Annotated in this window: 20 protein-coding genes, 1 tRNA gene and 3 pseudogenes; 13 read left to right on the plus strand and 11 right to left on the minus strand. The window is 68.0% G+C overall.

Annotation, left to right across the window (positions count from 1 at the left end; translation table 11 throughout):
- Positions 1-32: 32 nt before the first annotated feature.
- The 3 genes from IE118_RS31135 to IE118_RS31145 form a co-directional block, all read right to left on the minus strand.
- The gene (locus tag IE118_RS31135; protein ID WP_189561449.1) at positions 33-680 is read right to left on the minus strand and encodes a TetR/AcrR family transcriptional regulator; all 648 of its coding nucleotides are present in this window, start codon (positions 678-680) and stop codon (positions 33-35) included.
- 103 nt (positions 681-783) lie between these two features.
- The gene (locus IE118_RS31140) at positions 784-1653 is read right to left on the minus strand and encodes an SDR family oxidoreductase (protein ID WP_189561450.1); all 870 of its coding nucleotides are present in this window, start codon (positions 1651-1653) and stop codon (positions 784-786) included.
- 95 nt (positions 1654-1748) lie between these two features.
- Positions 1749-3368 carry an FAD-dependent monooxygenase gene (locus tag IE118_RS31145; RefSeq protein WP_229847029.1) on the minus strand — a complete coding sequence of 540 codons (1620 nt, stop codon included), beginning with the start codon at positions 3366-3368 and terminating at the stop codon, positions 1749-1751.
- A 168-nt stretch (positions 3369-3536) separates the two neighbouring features.
- On the opposite strand from IE118_RS31145, the gene IE118_RS31150 reads away from it, so the two are divergent.
- The 7 genes from IE118_RS31150 (at position 3537) to IE118_RS31180 (ending at position 8039) form a co-directional block, all read left to right on the plus strand.
- Positions 3537-3890 (plus strand): antibiotic biosynthesis monooxygenase family protein, encoded by a 354-nt coding sequence (locus tag IE118_RS31150; protein ID WP_221345349.1) that lies wholly within the window; start codon positions 3537-3539, stop codon positions 3888-3890.
- Positions 3891-3894: 4 nt separating this feature from the next.
- Positions 3895-4335: a nuclear transport factor 2 family protein gene (locus IE118_RS31155; protein ID WP_229847030.1), complete on the plus strand. Its 441-nt coding sequence runs from the start codon at positions 3895-3897 to the stop codon at positions 4333-4335.
- Between the two features lie 38 nt (positions 4336-4373).
- Complete coding sequence (locus IE118_RS31160) at positions 4374-4835, plus strand: nuclear transport factor 2 family protein (protein WP_189561453.1); 462 nt, start codon at positions 4374-4376, stop codon at positions 4833-4835.
- Positions 4836-4905: 70 nt separating this feature from the next.
- The gene (locus IE118_RS31165) at positions 4906-5673 is read left to right on the plus strand and encodes an SDR family NAD(P)-dependent oxidoreductase (RefSeq protein WP_189561454.1); all 768 of its coding nucleotides are present in this window, start codon (positions 4906-4908) and stop codon (positions 5671-5673) included.
- 43 nt (positions 5674-5716) lie between these two features.
- The gene (locus IE118_RS31170; protein ID WP_189561455.1) at positions 5717-6790 is read left to right on the plus strand and encodes an LLM class flavin-dependent oxidoreductase; all 1074 of its coding nucleotides are present in this window, start codon (positions 5717-5719) and stop codon (positions 6788-6790) included.
- Between the two features lie 459 nt (positions 6791-7249).
- Positions 7250-7660 carry a nuclear transport factor 2 family protein gene (locus IE118_RS31175; RefSeq protein ID WP_189561456.1) on the plus strand — a complete coding sequence of 137 codons (411 nt, stop codon included), beginning with the start codon at positions 7250-7252 and terminating at the stop codon, positions 7658-7660.
- 303 nt (positions 7661-7963) lie between these two features.
- Positions 7964-8039: transfer RNA gene (locus IE118_RS31180), tRNA-Arg, on the plus strand.
- Positions 8040-8125: 86 nt separating this feature from the next.
- On the opposite strand, the gene IE118_RS31185 is transcribed toward IE118_RS31180, so the two are convergent.
- Complete coding sequence (locus IE118_RS31185; RefSeq protein ID WP_189561457.1) at positions 8126-8575, minus strand: ATP-binding protein; 450 nt, start codon at positions 8573-8575, stop codon at positions 8126-8128.
- Between the two features lie 237 nt (positions 8576-8812).
- Between IE118_RS31185 and IE118_RS31190 the strand changes: the two genes are divergently transcribed.
- The 4 genes from IE118_RS31190 (at position 8813) to IE118_RS31205 (ending at position 12941) form a co-directional block, all read left to right on the plus strand.
- The gene (locus tag IE118_RS31190; RefSeq protein ID WP_189561458.1) at positions 8813-9616 is read left to right on the plus strand and encodes a GntR family transcriptional regulator; all 804 of its coding nucleotides are present in this window, start codon (positions 8813-8815) and stop codon (positions 9614-9616) included.
- Between the two features lie 232 nt (positions 9617-9848).
- Entirely contained in the window at positions 9849-11645 is a 1797-nt protein-coding gene (locus tag IE118_RS31195) for a GmrSD restriction endonuclease domain-containing protein (RefSeq protein ID WP_189561459.1), read from the plus strand.
- A gap of 586 nt (positions 11646-12231) precedes the next feature.
- Positions 12232-12498, plus strand: coding sequence for a hypothetical protein (locus tag IE118_RS31200; protein ID WP_189561460.1), 267 nt, complete (start codon positions 12232-12234; stop codon positions 12496-12498).
- The gene (locus tag IE118_RS31205) at positions 12495-12941 is read left to right on the plus strand and encodes a hypothetical protein (protein ID WP_189561461.1); all 447 of its coding nucleotides are present in this window, start codon (positions 12495-12497) and stop codon (positions 12939-12941) included. Before IE118_RS31200 ends, IE118_RS31205 begins: the two co-directional genes overlap by 4 nt.
- A 154-nt stretch (positions 12942-13095) precedes the next feature.
- On the opposite strand, the gene IE118_RS31210 is transcribed toward IE118_RS31205, so the two are convergent.
- Positions 13096-13377: a hypothetical protein gene (locus IE118_RS31210; protein WP_229847031.1), complete on the minus strand. Its 282-nt coding sequence runs from the start codon at positions 13375-13377 to the stop codon at positions 13096-13098.
- 238 nt (positions 13378-13615) lie between these two features.
- Here IE118_RS31210 and IE118_RS31215 point away from each other — a divergent pair, with 238 nt between their 5' ends.
- Complete coding sequence (locus IE118_RS31215; protein WP_189561463.1) at positions 13616-14851, plus strand: IS701 family transposase; 1236 nt, start codon at positions 13616-13618, stop codon at positions 14849-14851.
- A 634-nt stretch (positions 14852-15485) separates the two neighbouring features.
- Positions 15486-16190 carry a hypothetical protein gene (locus IE118_RS31220; RefSeq protein WP_189561464.1) on the plus strand — a complete coding sequence of 235 codons (705 nt, stop codon included), beginning with the start codon at positions 15486-15488 and terminating at the stop codon, positions 16188-16190.
- Between the two features lie 156 nt (positions 16191-16346).
- On the opposite strand, the pseudogene IE118_RS31225 reads toward IE118_RS31220, so the two are convergent.
- The 6 genes and pseudogenes from IE118_RS31225 to IE118_RS31245 form a co-directional block, all read right to left on the minus strand.
- A pseudogene (locus IE118_RS31225) lies at positions 16347-17107 on the minus strand (IS5 family transposase).
- A 265-nt stretch (positions 17108-17372) separates the two neighbouring features.
- Positions 17373-17486, minus strand: a pseudogene (locus IE118_RS34265) (type II toxin-antitoxin system VapC family toxin); the annotation flags it as partial.
- Positions 17435-17698, minus strand: a complete 264-nt coding sequence (locus IE118_RS34270; RefSeq protein ID WP_229847032.1) for a PIN domain-containing protein — start codon at positions 17696-17698, stop codon at positions 17435-17437. The pseudogene IE118_RS34265 and the gene IE118_RS34270, both read right to left, overlap by 52 nt.
- Positions 17695-17967 carry a hypothetical protein gene (locus IE118_RS31235; RefSeq protein ID WP_189561465.1) on the minus strand — a complete coding sequence of 91 codons (273 nt, stop codon included), beginning with the start codon at positions 17965-17967 and terminating at the stop codon, positions 17695-17697. The genes IE118_RS34270 and IE118_RS31235 overlap by 4 nt, the downstream gene beginning before the upstream one ends.
- A gap of 411 nt (positions 17968-18378) precedes the next feature.
- Positions 18379-18702 (minus strand): helix-turn-helix domain-containing protein, encoded by a 324-nt coding sequence (locus IE118_RS31240; RefSeq protein ID WP_189561466.1) that lies wholly within the window; start codon positions 18700-18702, stop codon positions 18379-18381.
- Positions 18702-19071 (minus strand): annotated as a pseudogene (locus IE118_RS31245) (type II toxin-antitoxin system RelE/ParE family toxin). Before IE118_RS31245 ends, IE118_RS31240 begins: the two are co-directional and overlap by 1 nt.
- Between the last annotated feature and the right edge of the window lie 386 nt (positions 19072-19457).

Consider the following 19457-nt stretch of genomic DNA (forward strand, 5'->3'; position numbering starts at 1 on the left):
CGGGGCGGCACACCCCTGTCGGGGGCGGCGCCTCAGCTCTCGCCGCCGCCGTCCGCCGCCCGGGACCGGGACGGCGCGTTGGCCGCGAGGAAGGCGTCGACGACGGCGTGCACGTACTCCTCGCCGAAGGTGCGCTCGGCCAGCAGCCGGCGGAACATCAGCGGGCCCGCGAGCTGGTCGATGGCCAGCTCGGTGTCCAGGTCGCCGGGCAGTTCGCCGCTCTCCTTCGCGCGCTCCACGATCGCGCGGAACCCTCCGGAGCCCGCCTGGTACAGCGACTCCTTGAGCCTGGCGAAGGTGGGGTCCACGCCGGCGCGCTCGACGACCACCCGCATGCCCCGTTCCCCCACCGGGTCGTGCAGCAGGGACCGCAGTCCGTGGAGCTGACCGACCAGGTCGTCACGGAGGACACCGGTCCGCGCGGGGCGGGCGCTCGCGATGCGCTGGGCGATGGCCTCGTAGATGAGGGAGGGGGAGTCCGGCCAGTGGCGGTACAGGGTGGTGCGGCCCACCCCGCTGCGGGCCGCGACGGCGACATGGGTGACCGCGGACCACCCCTGCTCCACGAGCAGTTCCTGGGCCGCCGCGAGGGCTGCGGCCCTGCTCCGGGCCGCCCGTGGGTCGATGCCGCGCCCCCGCGTCCGCGAAGTGCCTCCTGCGGGGTCGGCCGGCACGGGCATGGGAGCTCCTCGTCGTTCGCTGATCCGTGGTCCGGTACAGAGTGTGCCACTTCCGTCCCGGCCCGGGCGGCGGGCGGGCCGCCCGGGCGGGACGGGGCGGCGGTCAGGGACGGTACAGGTGCAGGTGGTCGTGGGCCCAGGCGGCGAAGGACCGGGGCTCCCGGCCGAGGACGCGGCGCACGTCGGGCGACAGCCGGCCGTGCAGCTCGCTGCCGTGCTCGATGGCCTCCTGCAGCGTCCTGATCACCCCGTTCACGGTCTCCTCGGAGAAGTGGCGCAGCATCATCTCCCGCTGCACGGAGAGCGGCACCGTCTCGAAGCGCAGGTCACGGCCCAGCAGCGACCCGAGCACGGCGAGCTGCTCACGGGCCGTGAGCGCCTGCGGTCCCGTCAGGTCGTACACCTGGCCCCGGTGCCCTTCCCCGGTGAGCGCCCGCACCGCCACCTCGGCGATGTCACGCGGGTCCACGATCGCCTCCGGTACGTCCGCGAGCGGCCCGCGGGCCACTCCCTCGGCCTTGATCGACTCGGCCCAGCCGAGGTTCATGCTCATGAAGCCGTTCGGCCTCAGGATCGTCCAGGCGATCCCGGAGTCCCGCAGTGCCTCCTCGGCGACACGGTGCCAGTGGCCCAGCGGGTTGCTCTCCGCGTCCTCGGCCATCTCCACCCCGAGGGTGGACAGCTGCACGATGTGCTCGACGCCCGCCTCGCGCGCGGCGGCCACCAGATGCGCGTCGTGCGTCGCCTTGTTCGCGCCGAGCGACATCAGGAAGACCTTCTGCACCCCGTCCAGCGCGGGCGCCAGCGTCTCCGGGCGCCCCAGGTCGGCCGCGACCACCTCCAGGTCCGCTCCCCCGTCGAACGCCGCCCGGCCCGGGTCGCGGGTGAGCGCCCGCACCTTGTGCCCGTCGGCGCGCAGCAGCGCCAGCACCTTGCCGCCCACGTTTCCCGTGGCTCCGGTCACCAGAATCATCGTCGTCTCCTCCATCGTCCGAACAGGTGTGGGGTGGCTCGTCGGTACCGAGGGGCCGGCCCGTGAGGGTGGGCGGGCCGGCCCGGGGGGTGGTGCTAGAGGACCGGGCCGGGGCGGTCCAGGACGGTGCGCAGGGCGCTCTCCAGCGCCTTCCGCGCGGCGTCGGCGTCCGCGGCCGGGCCCTTGGAGCGCCAGGCGACGAAGCGGTCGGGCCGCACCAGCACCGCACCCGCCCCGGTCACGCCGTAGCTCTTCTCCCACTCGGCACCGGCGAGCCGGTGCACCGGCAGGGTGATGCCGAGCCGGCCGGCCGCCCCGGCGGCCGCGGCCGTCCACGCGTCACCGGTGCCCTCCCCGGTGAGCAGCACGAAGGACCTGCCGAACAGGGCGGTGGTGGACGCCGCCGGTGAGCCCTCGGGCAGCACCACGTAGGGCGCCCGCGATCCGGGCCGGCCGGTCGGGGCGGCGGGGTCCTCCAGCAACTCCCCGGCGTCGTCGGGCTCGCGGACCACGGCGCCGTTCGCGCAGCGGTAGCCGAAGGCCTGGACCACGGGCGGGAGCGGATCGGCGAGCGCACCGTCGTCCAGGTAGCCCGCGAGCCGTTCCACGGTGTTGCGCAGCTGCTGCTCCCCGATCATCTCCGAGACCGGACGGCGTTCCGCGTCGTGGCTGTCGAGCAGTCCGGGACCGGCCTCCCCCTTGACGACCATCGCCAGCTTCCACGCCAGGTAGAAGCCGTCGGTGATCGCGGTGTTGCCGCCGAGGCCGCCCGGTGCGGGCACCAGCCTGGCCGCGTCGCCCACCAGGTGGACGCGGCCCTCGCTGAACCGGTCGGCGATCTCACTGACGATGTCGGTGCGCCCCGTCTCGACGACCTTCATCGCCAGGTCGGGCAGGCCCAGCCCCGTACGGACCAGTTCCACGCACCGCTCCTCGGTGAAGGCGGCGAAGTCCGGCGGATTGCGGGACATGCCGAGCACGTAGCCGTAACGGCCCGGCACGTCCGTGGTGTAGAAGACGCCGGGCACCGGCTGCTGGAGCCAGAAGAGCGCGAACTTACGGCCTTCCGCGACGCCGGGCAGCTGCCGCAGCGGTCCGCTCAGGTCGGCGTCGAAGAAGACCCGGAAGATCTCACCGAGGTTCCCGCGGCCGTGCATGGCGATGCCCAGCTTCCGGCGCACGGCGCTGTGCGCGCCGTCGGCCCCCACCACGTGGTCGGCGGTCACCGTCCGCTCCGTGCCGGTGCGCACGTCCCTCAGTACCGCGGTGACCGCGTCCGCGGACTGGGTGAGGGAGACCAGCTCGGTGTCGAAGCGGAGCTCGGCGCCGAGTTCCGCGGCCCGGTCGGCCAGGATCACCTCGGTCCGCTCCTGACCCGCCATCGCCCAGTTCTCGGGCGAGACGTGCCGCATCGCCATCTCGCCCTCGGTCATGATCCGCTTGAGGACGGGGCCGGCGAGGCTGTCGGCCACCACCATGTAGAACTCGCCGGTGCCGGCGTCGGGCCCCGCGGCGGCGATCCGGTCGGCGATGCCGCCGATCCGCAGCGCCTCCATGGTGTGGGGGTACTGTCCACGCGCCTTCATGATGACCGACGTGCCCGGGTGTTTCTCCACCACCAGCGGCCGGACGCCGTGGAGGCCCAGGAACAGCGCGGTGGTGAGGCCCGCGAGGCCGCCGCCCACGATGAGAACGGGTACGTGCTCGTCCGACACGGCCACTCCTTGGTCGCTTGGGTCGTCGGGATCGTCCCGGGCCGCCGTCGGAGTACCGGCGGGCCGGGGCGCCCAGTCTGCGACCGGCCGTTGGAGGTCCGGTGGGGTTCCGGTGGGCGCGCCCTCCTCCACCGCCGCCCCAACCGGCCGCCAGCGGAGGCGTCGAAGGTGGCAGGGGCGGTCCGCGCGAGCGCCGCCGTCACCCTTCGAGACACAGGAGTCGTCGTGGTCGTCTTCGTCAACAAGCTGACACTCACCGGAGCGGCCGAGGACCTGGAACGCGTCTACGCCCATGTCGCCGAGTTCATGCGCACCCGTCCCGGCCTCATCCGCTACCAGCTCGTCCGTTCGCAGAACGACCCCTCCGTGTACTTCAACGTCGCGGAGTGGGAGGACCAGGCGTCCTTCGAACAGGCCCTGAAGGAGCCGGAGTTCCGCAACCGCCTGAAGGCGCTGGGCACGGTCATCAAGGGAGAGCCGCACCTGTCGGACCTGGTCGAGTCCGGCGTCGGGGAGGCCTGATCCGGTGTCCGGACCCTTCAAGACCGACAACCCGGTCGACGGTGAGACGTACGCCCTGATCACGCAGTTCTACGCCCGTCAGATGCAACTCCTCGACGAGCGGGCGGCCGAGGAATGGGCGGACGGCTTCACCGAGGACGGTGTCTTCGCGCAGAACGTCAAGCCGGAGCCCTGGACGGGCCGCGCCGTCATCGCCGAGCGGATGCGCGCGGGCATGGACCGGCTGGCCGGGCGCGACGTGCAGCGGCGGCACTGGTTCGGCATGGTCGCCGCGGAGCGGCAGGACACCGACACCGTCCTGACCCGCTACTACGCCATGGTCTTCGAGACGCCCCGGGGCGGCCGGGCCACCACCTATCTCAGCACCGTCGGCGAGGACGTCCTGGTCCTCCAGGACGGCCAGTGGCGGGTCAAGCACCGCCTCATCACCCACGACGGCACCTGATCCGGCCGGCATCGAACGAGGGAAAGAAGGTTGTGAGCATGACCGAGCTGACACGCGAACGGGTGGCCGCGGCGTACGCGTCACTGGTGACCGGGGACCGCGAGCAGATCCTCCGGTACTGGTCGCCGGACGTCCGCTTCCAGATGCCGGGCAACCACCAGTTCTCCGGCTGGTTCGTCGGCCTGGACGACTACCTGGCGAAGATGGGCAAGCTGATGGCCGCCACGGGCGGCCGCATCTCCTCCGAGACCCTCAACGTCCTCATCGACCAGGAGGCCGGCGTCTCGATCGACGTCTACCGCCTCGACGGGTACCGCGAGCACGCCAAGGAGGGCACCACCTCCCCGTACGAACGGCTGCAGGTCGAGGGCGTGCACATGCTGCGCTGGGACGACGGCCGGATCGTCGAGGGCCGCAGCGCCCTGTTCGCCGACGGTGTCACCCAGGGCAACCTGTGGTGGTCACCGGTCGGCGCCGACGGCGAGCGCTACGAGTACTGACACGCCGCGAGGCCGTGCGCGGGAACACGCCCCCGGCACGGCCCGCACATCCCAGCGAGGAAGTGCAGCCATGACTCAGCCAGCACAGGGCCTGCTCCAGGGCCGGACAGTGGTGATCACCGGGGGCGGTACGGGAATCGGCCGGGCGGCCGCGCACGCCTTCGCCGCCGAAGGTGCCCGTGTCCTCGTGGTCGGCCGCAGGACCGCGGTACTCGCCCAGACCGCCCAGGGCCACACCGGCATCCACCCCTTCGGCGCCGACCTCTCGGATCCGCGCACACCGCGCGCCGTGGTGGCGGCGGCCGAGCGCGAACTCGGCGGCATCGACGTCCTGGTCAACAACGCCGTCACGATGGAGTCCGCGCCCCTGGGCCGCATCGACCCCGAGAACACCCGCGGCCAGGTCGCCACGAACCTGCTCGCCCCGCTGTTCCTCACCCAGGAGGCGCTGCCTCTCCTGGAGGCCTCCAAGGGTCTCGTCATCAACGTCACCACGGCCGGCAACCAGCGTGGCTGGCCCGGCCACTCCGTCTACGGAGCCACCAAGGCCGCCCTCGACTTCCTCACCCGCACCTGGGCACTGGAGCTCGCCCCCAAAGGCATCAGGGTCGCGGGCATCGCCCCCGGGCCGGTCGACACGCCGATCGCGGAGCACGCCGGGCTCGACCCCGAGGGCATCGCGCGACTGCGCGCACGGCAGCGCAACCGGGTGCCGCTGGGGCGTGTGGGCCGGCCGGAGGAGGTGGCCTGGTGGATGGTCGCCCTGGCCCGCCCCGAGGCGTCGTTCGCCACCGGCCTCGTCCTGCCCGTGGACGGCGGCGCGAGCGTCGTCTTCTGACCGCCCCCGACCGCCCCTCGACTGCCAGCACAAGGGAGCCAGCATGCAATTCGGCATCAACTTCTTTCCCACCGTCGGGCCGGACGACAAGGACGCGGCGGACTACTTCGAGGAGAGTCTGAGCCTGGTCGAACTCGCCGAGCAGCTCGGGTTCGACCACGTCAAAACCGTCGAGCACTACTTCTTCAAGTACGGCGGCTACAGCCCGGACCCGGTCACGTTCCTGACCGCCGCCGCGGCCCGCACGAGCCGCATCAAGCTGGTGACCGGCGCGGTCATCCCCGCGTTCACGCATCCGCTGAAACTGGCCGGCAAGCTGGCCATGCTCGACAACATCTCCCGCGGCCGGCTCCAGGTCGGCTTCGGACGCGCCTTCCTGCCCGACGAGTTCGACGCCTTCGGCATCGACATGGACGAGAGCAGGGCACGGTTCGACGAGGGCCTGAAGGCCTGCCAGAGGCTGTGGAGCGAGGAGGACGTCGTCTGGGACGGCACCTTCCACTCCTTCGGCCCGGTCACCCTGCTGCCGCGGCCCTACCAGCGCCCGCACCCGCCGATCCTGGTGGCCACGGCGAAGACCCCGTCCTCCTGCGAGCAGGCCGGCCGTGACGGCCACGGCCTGATGATGGTCCCCTCGATCTCCAAGCGCGAGGTCGTGCAGGACATGCTCGGCCTCTACCGCAAGGCGTGGGCCGACGCGGGCCACCCCGGCCAGGGCGAGGTCCACATGAGCTACAACTGCTACCTCAGCGAGGACCCCGCCGAGGCCAGGGCCAAGGGCAAGGAGTACTCCCGGCGCAGCAACGCGGTGATGCGGGACGCGGTGGCCGCGTGGGGGGAGCGGCGCAGCGAGGGGTACGCGGGCTACGAGAAGGTCGTGGAGAACATCGCCCGGGCGGACTTCGACCGGGCACTGGCCGAGAACAAGGTGCTGGTCGGCACCCCGGAGGAGGTCGTCGAACGGCTCCGGACGATCCGTGAGTGGTTCGGGGACATCACCATCAGCCTGCAGGTGATCTCCGGCAACCCCACCCACGAGGAGTCCGCGCGCAGCATGCGGCTCTTCGCCGAGCAGGTCATCCCGCACTTCCGCGACACCTCGCCCACCGCCGGCTGAGACGGCCCGCTTCCCGCTGACGCGGCGGACCTCGCCGGCGACGGCGCGGCCGGGAGGGCGGTGCAGCCGGGAGCGGCGCCTTCCCACCCCGGGAGGCGCCGCCGCCGTCGGGACCGTCCCGCCCTCCACCCACCGTTCCCACTGCGCCGTCTCAACCCGTCCACTGCTCGGCAACTACCCGTTCCACAAAGGGCGTCAAGCGCCCACGACGCCGGTCGCGGCGGGGCCGAACCCGTGTAGCGTCCGCAGTGCCGGGCCTCATCGGCCCGACGTGCGACTCCCTTTCCGCGACGGCATCCCGCGACGCCCACCCGAACCCCCGGTCCGATCACCTCGGACCGTGCCGATCGCGTCCGGCCCGCGGCCCGCTCCGGTGCGCACGGCGCACCGGAACCACCGACCCCGTCCCACCGCCGAAGCGGGCCACCGTCATCAACCACCCCACCACCGGGAGCAGTCATGACCTCCACCGACGCGAAGAGCGTTGTCCTCGCCTACCTCAAGGCCATCGACGAGCGGAACCCGGAAGCCATCCAGGCGACCCTCTGGGAGGACGTCGAGTTCCGCATCCCCGGCGACCACGCACTCGCCGGCAACTGGGTCGGCATGGACGAGATCCTCAACAAGTTCATGCTGCCGCTGATGGACCTGTTCTCCCCCGACGTCCCCTACACCATCGAGACCTCGCAGATCGTGGCCGAGGGAGACACGGTCGTCCTCGACTGCGTGGCCCGCTCCGCCTCCCGCTCCGGCAAGCCCTACGAGGCGAACATCGTCTCGGTCTTCTCCATCCGGGACGGCCGGATCAAGACCATGCGCGAGTTCTTCGACACCCAGTACTTCGTACGGACGCTGTTCGACAACGCCTGAGGCAGCCCCGGGGAGGTCCCCGGTTCGCGGGCCCGGCACCACCGGGTCCGCAGGAGCCACCCGACCGGCGAGGGCACCCGGCTGAACAGCCGCACCCGCGTCCCCCTGCCCCCGCCATCCCCGACCGAGCCGCCACAGAAGCAGTCCCCCGACCCGACCGCGCTTCGGATCCCACGCCACCCGTTACACTGTCGGCGGTGGGCCAGACCTCACACCAGTCTGTCCACACCGACCTGTCGGCAGCAGTCCCGAGCCCCACCGCCCCACCGGGCCGGACCTCGGACCCGCTTCCGGCAGAGCCCCGCCTTCGTAGCTCAGGGGATAGAGCACCGCTCTCCTAAAGCGGGTGTCGCAGGTTCGAATCCTGCCGGGGGCACCAGCGCAAAGGCCCCGGACCGATCATGGTCCGGGGCCTTTGACATCTTTCTCCGACATCAACAGCCGCGGCCCCGAACGAGGCACGTTCTAGTCACGCGGGCATGAGGGCCAAGCGTCAGCCAACTCGAAGGCGACGACCGTCCCGCCGAAGCGGCTCGGCCCGGAGCGCCAGGACGCGGCGATGGAGTCGACCAGGAGCAGCCCGCGTCCGTGAGCGTCGTCTGCGTCCGGTCGCCGGAGGCGCACGCTCGCGGGGCACCCCGGGTTGTGCACCTCCACGCGCAAGGACGATCCGTCCCGGAACCACTCGACCCGCACGACCCATTCCTCGTCGGCCCGCCCGTAGAGGATCGCGTTGGTCACCAGTTCCGAGATCAGCAGAACGCAGTCATCGACCGAACAGGCCGGCTGGTACGGGGCGATGAGCTTCCGGAACCAGCGTCGGGCCCGAGAGGCGGACTCCGGCGTCGGCTCCAGAAGCATCGACCCGAGTCTCGGTGACCCCTCCCAGGGCTGCCGGTCGATCACAAAGGCCATCAGCACTCTCTCCTTGCTACTGGGAGGGGCACCACCGCACACCGCACGGGGACGCCCCTCACCCAGACGGAGGCCCCAGGAGACCTCTCTAGACATCTCGACCATCCCGATACCTGTCTAGAGATGTCAATCAAAACGCCCGAAGTCCGCCGGAAGGTGGGTGTGCGCGGCTACACGCAGCGAACCCACGCCGGACCTATGGCCTAAGGTGTCTAGAGAAGCGAGGAGGGTTCCGGAATGGCTGCTACCGACGACCGTCGGCCCAAGTACCAGCGGATCGCAGACTCTCTGCGCGAGGCGATCCAGTCGGGCGAGTACGGTCCCGGTGATCGGCTTCCGGGAGAGAACGACCTCATGGCCACGCATGGCGTGGCCCGCATGACGGCCCGCCAGGCACTCGGAGTCCTGCGGGACGAGGGCATCGCCGAGGCCCGAAAGGGTGCCGGCGTATTCGTCCGGGCCTTCCGCCCGCTTCGCCGGCGCGGCATCCAGCGGCTGGCGCGTGACCAGTGGGGCAACGGCCGGTCCATCTGGTCGGCGGACATCGACTCCAGGGCGCTGGAGGTCGACCAGGTCTCCGTGTCCGAAGAGACGGCTCCCGAACACATCAGCGCCGTCCTGGACCTGTCCGCCGAAGACGTCACGTGCGTGAGGCGCAGGCGCTTCGTCCTGGACAACAAGCCCGTACTGCTCGCAACGAGCTACCTCCCCCTGTCCCTCGCAGCAGGATCCGCCATCACCCAGGAGGACACCGGACCGGGCGGCACCTACGCCCGGCTCGCCGAACTCGGCTACGAGCCGGTGCACTTCCGCGAAGAGATCCGCTCACGCATGCCGTCACCGGACGAGACGACGCAGCTGAGCATGGCCCCGGGCACCCCGGTCATCCTCATCTCCCGCACCGCGTTCACCGACCAGGGCCGCCCCGTCGAGGTCAATGAGATGACCCTGGACGCCGCCTCCTACGTCCTCGAATACGACTTCGACGCAAACCCGAAGCCCACCTCCCCCAACGCCACAGCATCCACAACCCCGGCCTGATTCAAACTTTCTCTACTGGTTCAAGGCACCCGCCGCGCACGGCGCGGCGCAGCGTGGTCATGGGTGGCAAACCACGACGCGGCCAAGACGGTACGCGTGGTCTGGATTCGGCAGGTGCCTCGCATCCACCACCTTCAAGCGTTTCGTGGACCTGACCACCGCCGCACCCGTAGGCTTCTGTGCGCTGGCACCAATACTGTGGTGTCGCGGCTACCTCCGGAAGGAACAGCGGATGACGGTCAGCGAAGGCACTGAACTCTCGGTCAAGGGAGAAAGCCTTCAGCAGCTCTATAGCGACTACATCCAAAATCGCTTTCTCATCAATCGCCGGTACCAGAGGAAGCTCGTTTGGGCAGTCGAGGAGAAGCAGCGCCTTATTGATTCCGCCCTAAAAAAACTTCCCATCCCCCTCATCCTTTTGGCCGAGAGTCAGCACGAGGGGAGCGCACGCCTGGAGGTGATCGACGGACTGCAGCGCTTGGACGCAATTTTCTCATTCATCGAGAATAAGTACCCGGTCGACGGCCGTTACTTCGATCTCGAAACGCTAGCAGACACCAAATTCTTCAAGGATTCTCAGGCGCTGACCCAGATGTCCCCCGTGTGGGATCGGTCCGCATGTCGCGACTTCACCAATTACCACCTCCCCGTCTCAACTTATCGTTCAGCCAGCGAGTCATCTGTAGATGAGGTCTTCCGGCGCATTAACTCATCGGGTCGACATTTGAGCCTGCAGGAGATTCGCCAAGCTGGCTCCACAGCGGAAATCGCGAGCCTGGTGCGTCGAATTAGTGCCGCGATTCGCGGCGACTCTTCCCTCACCGACTACGTAAATCTGCAAGACATGCCGAAAATCAGCATCACCAACAAGGACCTCGACTACGGTATTTACGACGCCGACATCTTCTGGGTAAAGCAGGGTATTCTTTCGCGCGACGCCGTTCGGGAGTCCCGAGACGAAGAGCTGGTTCTTGACCTGCTTCTCGATCTGATCATTCAGCCATTCGCCTCGAGTGGTACAGAGTATCGGAACGCGGCATACAGCGAAGAGCGCGTAGCGCACTCCACCTCCGCTCTCTCCATTCGGTCTCGCCTCTTGGCTAACGGAAAGGCGGAAATCGAGCGGCGATTCATGAGGACACTCGACCTAATCAAGGAAACACTCGACACTGCAAAGGCTCCATACTCAACCTGGACGGTCACTCAGCAGAACCCGCGCGGGGTACCGCGCCACTTTCACGCCCTATTTGTTGCCCTCGAACAGCTTTTGAATCAAGAAAACCTCGTTCCAAAGAGCAAGGAAGAGCTGGCTCAAGCACTTAAAGGGTTCTGGGACAAGGACCTGAGCGTTCCCGGCGGGGGAAATTGGGGTAGCGCACGAAAGAGTGACTTGGTAGAGGCAGTCAAGGGGTCCCTGAGGCGCGCATTTGAGCCCACCACGGATGAGCACGCTCTGAGGCTGCAGGAGCAAGCCCTTCAATTTGAATCTACCCTGAGGATGGCTCTAACAGAGGATGCACTTTTTGAGCTGAAGCAGGGGTTCTGCCAGGTGAATGATTCGTCGAAGTTTGACGATGGAAGCTTCGAGAAAATCTTGAAGATTGCTTCGGCGATGGCGAATGTTCACGCTAAGGCCAAGGGAGTAATCTTCATTGGCGTAGCCGATGACGACAAAGATGCGGCAGCTATTAAGCGGTTTACGGGAGTGGACTCTCACAAAATCGATAAATTTTGCATTACTGGGACTCAGCATGAACTTGACGCTCTCGGACGGTCTGTCGATGAGCAATTTCGGTGGCTCGTCGACAGGATCAAATCATCAAAGCTCGAACCGAGTTTCGCGTCCTCCCTGGCCGGTACGCTGGAGCCATTTCGCTACCGTGACTATCTTCTCTGGAAGCTAGAGCCGGAGGCTGGCAAAGCTCCAGTTACGCACGATGGACGCTTCTACGTACGGAGTGGGCCCTCGACTGACGAGGTGACTGGCGCAGGCATCATTGATTTGGTCCGCAGGTTTCCTGCACGTTGACCGTCAGCAATCACGCGGGATCAGCGATGGCATCCGACACCGTGGCTGAGGCCGGTAGGGGTGCAGCGAGACATACGCGCGCCTGATCGGTCGACGCACCCGTCGCTGTGGCTGACTGTCGTCGGTTGAGGTTCGTGCCACAACCGTGCCAGATGCAGGGGTCAGCCACGGTCAAAATGGGTGGCACGCGGGCAAGTAATCACCCGCTCCCTCAGCCGACGAAGCCGCAGCTCAGGCTGCGGATCACCCCACCTCTCTCCTAAAGCGAGTATCGCAGGTTCGAATCCTGCCGGGGGCACGGACAGAAGGGCCGGTTCGAGAGAGCTTTTCTCCGGGGCCGACCCTTCGCCGTTTCGAGGACCGCGCGGGACGGCTGTCGCCACGTCGTCCGCGGGTACGCGCCCGAGCCATCGGGAGGAACGTCAGAGATCGGCCTTCATCGATCGCCCGGAGAACCCGACACCTCTGATCGCCTGGTGGTGACCTGGAGAGGCCGGCGCCCTGAACGAGGAAGACGACAGGGGCTTCCGGGCCGGGCCGCGGAGGAAGTCAGGTCGCCTGACGCAGAGCCTGGCATACTTCAAGTATGGCAACTCGGAAGATCACCATCACCGTGCCGGAAGAGCTTGTCGAGTCGATCAAGGAGCGGGTCGACGCACGAGGGGTGTCCGGCTACATCGCGGCCGCCGCCGCCCATCAAGACGCCATGGACCGGTTGCGCGAGCTGGCCGAGCGCTTCGAGGAGGAGCACGGGCCGGTGACGGACGACGAGCAGCAGGCAGCGCTGGACCGCATCGCCGCCATCGACGGTTGGCATGACGAGCGGCGATCGCGCCCCGGTGCGGTCGCATGAGCCGCGCCACCCGAGCAAAGCTGCACCAGCCACGACACCGCGTCTTCGTGTTCGACTCCGAGGCCCTTTCCAAGGCGATTCAAGGAGAGCGGGAGATGGTCGCGCTGGTCAAGGCGGCTCCGCGGCTCGACATCCCCATCGTCACCTCGGCCCTCACCACCTTGGAGGCATGGGATCCTCGCGAAACGTCGAGGCAGGCACTGTGGAACTGGGCGCTGTCCCGGATCCGCATCGTGCACACGGACGACCGGGTGATCGCCACGGCACGGGACATGTTGATGACCGCCGGTCTGCACGGGCACAAGTACGCCATCGACGCCGTCCTGGCGGCCGTGGCCGCAAGGGAAGCCGAGCAGGGAGTCCAGGCGACCGTCTTCACCTCGGACACCGACGATTTGAACGAGCTTCTCGCAGGCCGTCCGGTACGGGTCGAGAAGGTCTGACGGGGCACGTTCACCTCGCTCGGCTTGCTCGTCGGCTTCCGCCGGGCAACCCGCGCCTTCACCGGACGGCACCCACCGGCATGCCGTCAACACGTTGGCGTCCCCAGCCGAGTTGCTTTGCAGGGCTGCACCACGGTGCGGGACCAGACGGTGTTCACTGCGTCCACACCCGCTGGAACTCTTCGGTCGGAATGATCTCCAGCAGGTCCTCTTCAGGGTCGATCGCCTGGTCTGCCAGGCCGCCGTGCTCGTCCTCCAGGTGCTCCCAGCTGTACCGGTGGAGCCGGCCGGCCGAAGTCAGCTCGGCTTGCTTGATGGCGACCAACTCGCCGCGGTCGGGTACGGCCTCGATGAACCGCAAGCCGCCCTCCTCGTCGGCGTGGCGGAAGTGGTACCGCTGGGTGGCGGCTTCATCGAGTGCTCGGAAGTACGCCACGGTCTCTGCTTTGATGCTCTCCGGGTCAACCACTGGCTCATCGAGCCAGCGAGCGCGCGGGTTGCTCCGCTCTGACATCCACGCGTGACATCAACGACGCCGGACGAAGGTGTACATCAGCATCCCTGTCCGGCTGCCACACCTGCCGACGACGGCCTCCGGGGCGGGCCCGGATCGAACTCCTAGTAGTGCTTCGTTACGTTGAGTGATCTCGGCTGGTGGTGGGCAGGCTCCCAGGGTGAAGCTGGGGGAAGTGGAACGGCTCCGGGGCGAGTTGGCGGTGTTCGTTGCCGATGTGTTCGGGTCGTTGCCGCGGCGGGATCAGCAGCGGTGGGGCGAGTGTTATCTGCGGGGCCTGATGCTCGACGGCCGACGCAAGTCGATCCAGCCGATGGCCGAGCGGCTGCCGGACGGGAACATGCAGGCTCTGCAGCAGTTCGTGAACCAGTCGCCGTGGGATCCGCTGCCTGTGCGGCAGCGGATCGCCCAGCGGCTGTCCGAGGTGATCACACCTGAGGTGTGGGTGATCGACGACGTGTCGTTCCCCAAGTGCGGACAGGCGTCGGCCGGGGTGGCCCGTCAGTACTGCGGGGCGGTCGGCAAGCGGGCGAACTGCCAGGTCGCGGTCAGCGTCCATGCCGCAACGGACACCACCTCGTGCCCGCTGAACTGGGAGTTGTATCTGCCGCGGGAGTGGGCGGACGACCCGGACCGCTGCCGCCGGGCCGGAGTCCCCGACGATGTCGTCCACCAGGAGAAGTGGCGGCTCGCGCTCGGCCTGCTCGACACCCTCGAGGACTGGCAGTTGAAGGCGCCGGTGGTGGTCGCCGATGCCGGCTACGGGGTCAGTACCCCGTTCCGGCTCGGCCTCCAGGAGCGAGGGCTGTCCTATGTCCTCGCGCTGACCGGCAAGGAAGTCGCCCACCCAGCGAACGTCACGCCGCACCAGCCTGCCTACGGCGAGCTCGGTCCGCCCACGCTGTCCCGCTACCGCACCCCTCCGCGAGCCGTGTCCGTCCTCGCGGCCGAGACCGGTGAGGACCGGTTCACCGAGGTGACCTGGCGGCAAGGCAGCAAAGGCGCGATGACCTCACGGTTCGCGGTCCTGACAGTGCGGCCTGCGGGCAAGCAGTCCCTGGCCGCAGCCCAGGAAGCAGGCGGCGGCCGCAACCGCTGGGACGGCATCCTGCCCACCCAGACCCTCCTGGCCGAGTGGCCGGACGGACACGAGGCTCCTACGGACTACTGGATATCGAACCTGCCCGCCGGCACCCCCGTCACTGACCTGGTGCGGTGGGCGAAGATGCGTTGGCGGATCGAGCACGACTACCGCGAACTCAAGCACGGACTGGGCCTGGACCACTTCGAGGGCCGCACCTGGTGCGGCTGGCACCACCACGTCACCCTCGTCACCGCCGCCCAGGCTTTCCTCACCCTCAGGCGGCTCGACCCAAAAGTCCGCACACCGGCCTGACCCTCTACCAGGTCCTCGACGCCCTTCAGGACCTGCTGAGGTGCTGGACCGGTGCCTGCACCACCTGCGGACGCCCCCTGCCCAACCCTCGAAGCCGCCGCAGACAGCACAGAACCTAACGAAGCACTACTAGGAGCTGTACGGTCGATCATGGTGCTCGTTAAGTCCTTTTCGAAGTCGGCGGAAGCAAGGCACATGACGTGCTCCCCGGCGTCTGCGAGACGCCCGGGGGTATTTTGAGCCCTGTCGCTGGCGCCCGTGGGGAAGCGGGTAGTGATAGTCCTTGGCAGCAGGTCATGCGGTAGCCGGCGGTGAGGCTCGTTCGGCCTGGAGGCAGGACCCTTCGGCTCTGAGGCCTGACGGAAGGGCATGCGCACGGGGTGCACGGTCTGCGTGTATCAGTCCAAGCCATTCGACAACGGCATGATCTGCGCCTCCACGCAGGCCAACATCTGGACACGGTGATCCCCATCGAGGCACTTGCTGGGTTCCGCGACCGTTTCGTTCTCCAACTGGCCGTGTGCTTAGCGAATGTACGCATTTCGAGTGACGCGACCCCTGCCGCGTTATGCCATCTTCTTCCGGATGTGACCCAGGTGCCAATTGCCCGGGCGCTGGTATCGAAGGAGCGGGAATGAAAGTGGACGGACTGCGGCGAGTCCAGGCTGTTGTGGTGGCACTTACCGCGGTGGCCCTGCTGGCCGGCTGCGGAAGCGGCGCCGTGACTGAGGACTCGGCAAAGGGGACGGCGTCGGGAAGATCGAACGACGGCCCGCTGAACGCTGCTGACCTCGAGAACGCGGCGGTCACCGAAGCGGACCTGCCCGAATACACGTTCACCGTCTTCAAGCAGGGCACCGTCCTCGGCAGCAAGGGAAAGCCGGCCAAACCGGCGGCCTGCCAGCCCATGGAAGACATCCGGCTGCGCTCCCCCGAACCGGCACCGACCGCCGCGGCAGCCCGCTCCGTCCACCTGAAGACGGACACGAAGGCCACCGACATCACGCTGTACGCCTACGCCAAGGCGGCCGACGCAGAGAAACTCCTCACCCGCGTCCGTGACGCGGCGAAGAGCTGCACCGGGTACGAGGACGACATGGGCCTCACCCCGACTGTCACGGCCCTCCCTGTCCCCGACCCGGGTCCGGCCGATGAGGCGTTTGCCTTCAAGCGGGAGTCGTCGGGAACAGCGCACTGGTACCGGGTGGTACGTAGCGGCTCCAATGTAGCCGTCTTCAACTGGCAGGGCCTGGTCACGCACAAGATCGCGGGTGAGGCCCCGGACGAGGTGATCACCACCCAACTTGAGAAGCTGACGGAGACAGCGGGCACGGGCTGAGCTTCTTTACAGTCAGAAGAGCTTGAAGTACATCCAGCCGCGCTGATTGCCGAGGCGATACCGCAAGTTCGCGTTGATTTGCCCGGATCTGGTGGCAACCCGGCTCCGTGTGGGCACCAGCGTCCCGCCAATGCGAGGTCCTGAGGATCCTCCGGCTCAGACACGGAGCCAGATGACGAGGGCTGCTGCTGTGGCCGTGCCGAGGAAGACGTACCTGCCCTTGTCGTAACGGGCGGCGACCGCCCGGAACTGCTTTAGCCGGTTGATCGCTCGCTCGACGGTGTTGCGCCTCTTGTAGCGGTCCTCGTCGAAGGCTGGTGGCCGTCCGCCGCGTGAGCCTTTGCGCAGGCGGGCGCCCTGGCTGTCGGACTTCTCCGGGATGGTGTGCCGGATGCCCCGCCGTCGCAGGTAATCGCGGCATGGCCTGTTGCTGTATGCCTTGTCAGCCGCCAGGCTGTCTAGCTTCCTGCGGGGTCTTCCCGGCCCGGCGCGGGGGACGCGGATCTTCTCCAGGACGGGCAGGAACTGGGTGCAGTCGGCTCGCTGTCCTGGCGTGACGATCAGGGACAGCGGGCGGCAGCGGCCGTCTGCGCTCAGGTGGAGCTTGCTGGTGAAGCCCCCTCGCGAGCGGCCCAGTCCTTCACCTTCAGCACCACCTCCACCAGGTGGGTGACCAGGCTCTGCCACGGCGTCTCGTCCTGGTGTTCCATCCCTGCGGCCCCCTTTTTCCCGGGGCCGGCGGCGGGTCGGTGCGGGCGCCGGCCGCGTGCTGGTGGGCGCGGACGATGGTGGAGTCGACCGCGATGTCCCGTTGATCACCTGCCGGTGATTCCGCCACCTGCCACAACGCCCGTTAGAGACCGGCAGGAAGGCCGCAGCCTTTCCCACTCGGCATCGCTCAGATCACCCCGCCCCATGTCCACAGGAACGACTCGGGCACGGAGTAGTCACATGATCGGCCGGACAAGTCCTAAAGCGGGTGTCGCAGGTTCGAATCCTGCCGGGGCACCGACGCAGAGGCCGCGCAGGAACTTCCCTGGGCGGCCTCCGACAACACACCGACGGTCCCTCACGCCCTGGTCAGACCAACTGTTCCCATGGGTTGATCACCAGGGCGCCGGTCCGGGCCAGGTGCTTGATGTTGCGGGTGGCCACCGTCCAGCCGTTGGCCAAGGCAGTGGCGGCGATCAGCGCGTCCGGTGGGTCGATGCCGGCGCCGGCTGATCTCAGCGCCTTGTGGATGCTCAGGTACGCGGCTGCTTCCGGTTCACCGATCGGTGCGATGCGTCCGCGTATTCGTGCCGCACGGCGGCGAGCGCCTGCGCGTAGCGGGCCTTGCGCACGGGGTCCGCCGTGGCGTCCACGCCTGCCTCGATCTCGGCCACGGTGATCACGCTGAGGAAGCGGTTGGGCCGGGCCGTGGACCGGAACCAGGTCAATACGCGCTGGTCGGGCTTGGGCCGCGCAGTGAGCTCGGCGACGACGTTCGTGTCGAGCAGGTAGATCACTCGGCGTCCGGCTGATCGTCGTAGGAGCGGGCTCCGAACTCCATGCCCTCGAAGGGCCGGGACAGCAGGAATTCCTCGAAGCCGTCGTTACTCAAGGCCACCCAGCGGTTCACCATCTCGGGCAGAGCCTCGATCTCCGTGTCGGCGAGCTCCGCATCGAAGTGCTTGCGCTGGTCGTCGGGCAGGGATTCCCGGATGTCACGGATGGTCCGCAACGGGTGCGCCGTCGAGTGCGGCGGGTGAGGAACCTCGCTCGGGGCGGTGGTCATCGGCATCCCCTCCGCTGAATCGGGCCGCGTGCTACTGCTGGTCCCAGGTTAACGGCGTCCGGACCCGTCTGCTCAGCCCTTCGGGAGCCACGCCACCCGCCTCAGCCAGGCACCGGCCCGTCGGGGACCCAACGGCGGCCGACCGGGTCGGACCCACCCGCGACGCCCCAGTATGACGACCATCCGCGGCACACCTACAGCACACAGAGGCCGGGAAGTACTGCGAACGACTGAGAACCGGCGAGGCGCATTGCCACAGGTCAAATATGTATCGGTGACCGTTTTCCCAGGTCGCAGCCCCGCCCGGGGAGAGGGATCTCCTGAAGCGGGTGTCGCAGGTTCGAATCCTGCCGGGGGCACCAGCGGAAAGCCCCGGACCGATCTTGGTCCGGGGCCTTCGGCGATTCGGTTTCAGGCGGCGTGCGGGGTGAAGGTGACTCGGGAGTTACCCTCGTCGATGGTTAGGTTCAAGGTGCCGTCCAGGGCCTTGGCCAGGCGGCGCAGCAGTGGAAGCGTCGGCACAGTGTCGCCGCCCTCCATCCGAGACACCTGAGGCTGCGTCATCCCGGCTCGCTCGGCCAGTTCGTTCTGGGACAGGCCGAGCTCGATCCGACGGTCGTAGACCGCCTGCCCGAGATCGCCGGCCAGCCGCGCGTCGACGTACTCCTGGTCGTACTCCACCGCCTCACCCGCAAGCTGCCGGGCCCGGCGCGTCCTCCACGTGCTGTGACTCATCAGCTCTCCTTGCGCCGCTCGTAGGTGTACTGGGCATGACCATGCTCGGCCTCGCAGACCTTCTGGGCCTGATGCGCACGCTCGACTTCCGCCGCTTCACGCATCCGCGTCTTACGGAACACCGTCAGCAAAACGATCCGCTGCCCGGGAGCGAGCCAGTACGGAATGCGCACGGCCTCGCCGTCCAACTCGAAGCGCAGCTCACGCAGCTTGCCACCCAGGTGCCGCGAGTACGGCTCACCGAGCGTCGTCGGCTCGTCCAGTAGACGGTCCGTCCTTGTCCTCCACCCGCCGGTAGAGGCGAAACGGAAGCAGCTCCAGCCAATCCCGAACCTCCGGTTCGATCTCGATCTCCCAGCGCTCCGTCATGCAATCAACGGTTTATACCTCCAAATGCATAGCGCAAGCCTCCACGCCCTCCGCGGTCCATGTCTCTCTCTGGCTGCGCGCCCGTGACCTGCGACAAGGGGTCTTCCCTGCAGGCGCCCGGAACGGATTCAGCCCACGGAAGACGGGAAACCGTTCAGGACCCCTTCACCGACTTTTCCACAGACCACAGCCCCGCCCAGAGGAAACTCCTGCCGGGGGCACAGAGAGAAGGGCCAGCTCAGGAGGGTGTTCCTCCCGGGCTGGCCCTTCGTCGTGTCCGGGGCCGTGCCACACACGTGCCACTCATGCCACGCGAATGCCACGTCTTCTAGCCGGAGGCTCTCCACCGCCGTCGCGGATCACGGCCCCAAGCCGGTCGGCGATGG

It is taken from the genome of Streptomyces pilosus (assembly GCF_014649835.1).
Lineage (GTDB): Bacteria > Actinomycetota > Actinomycetes > Streptomycetales > Streptomycetaceae > Streptomyces > Streptomyces pilosus.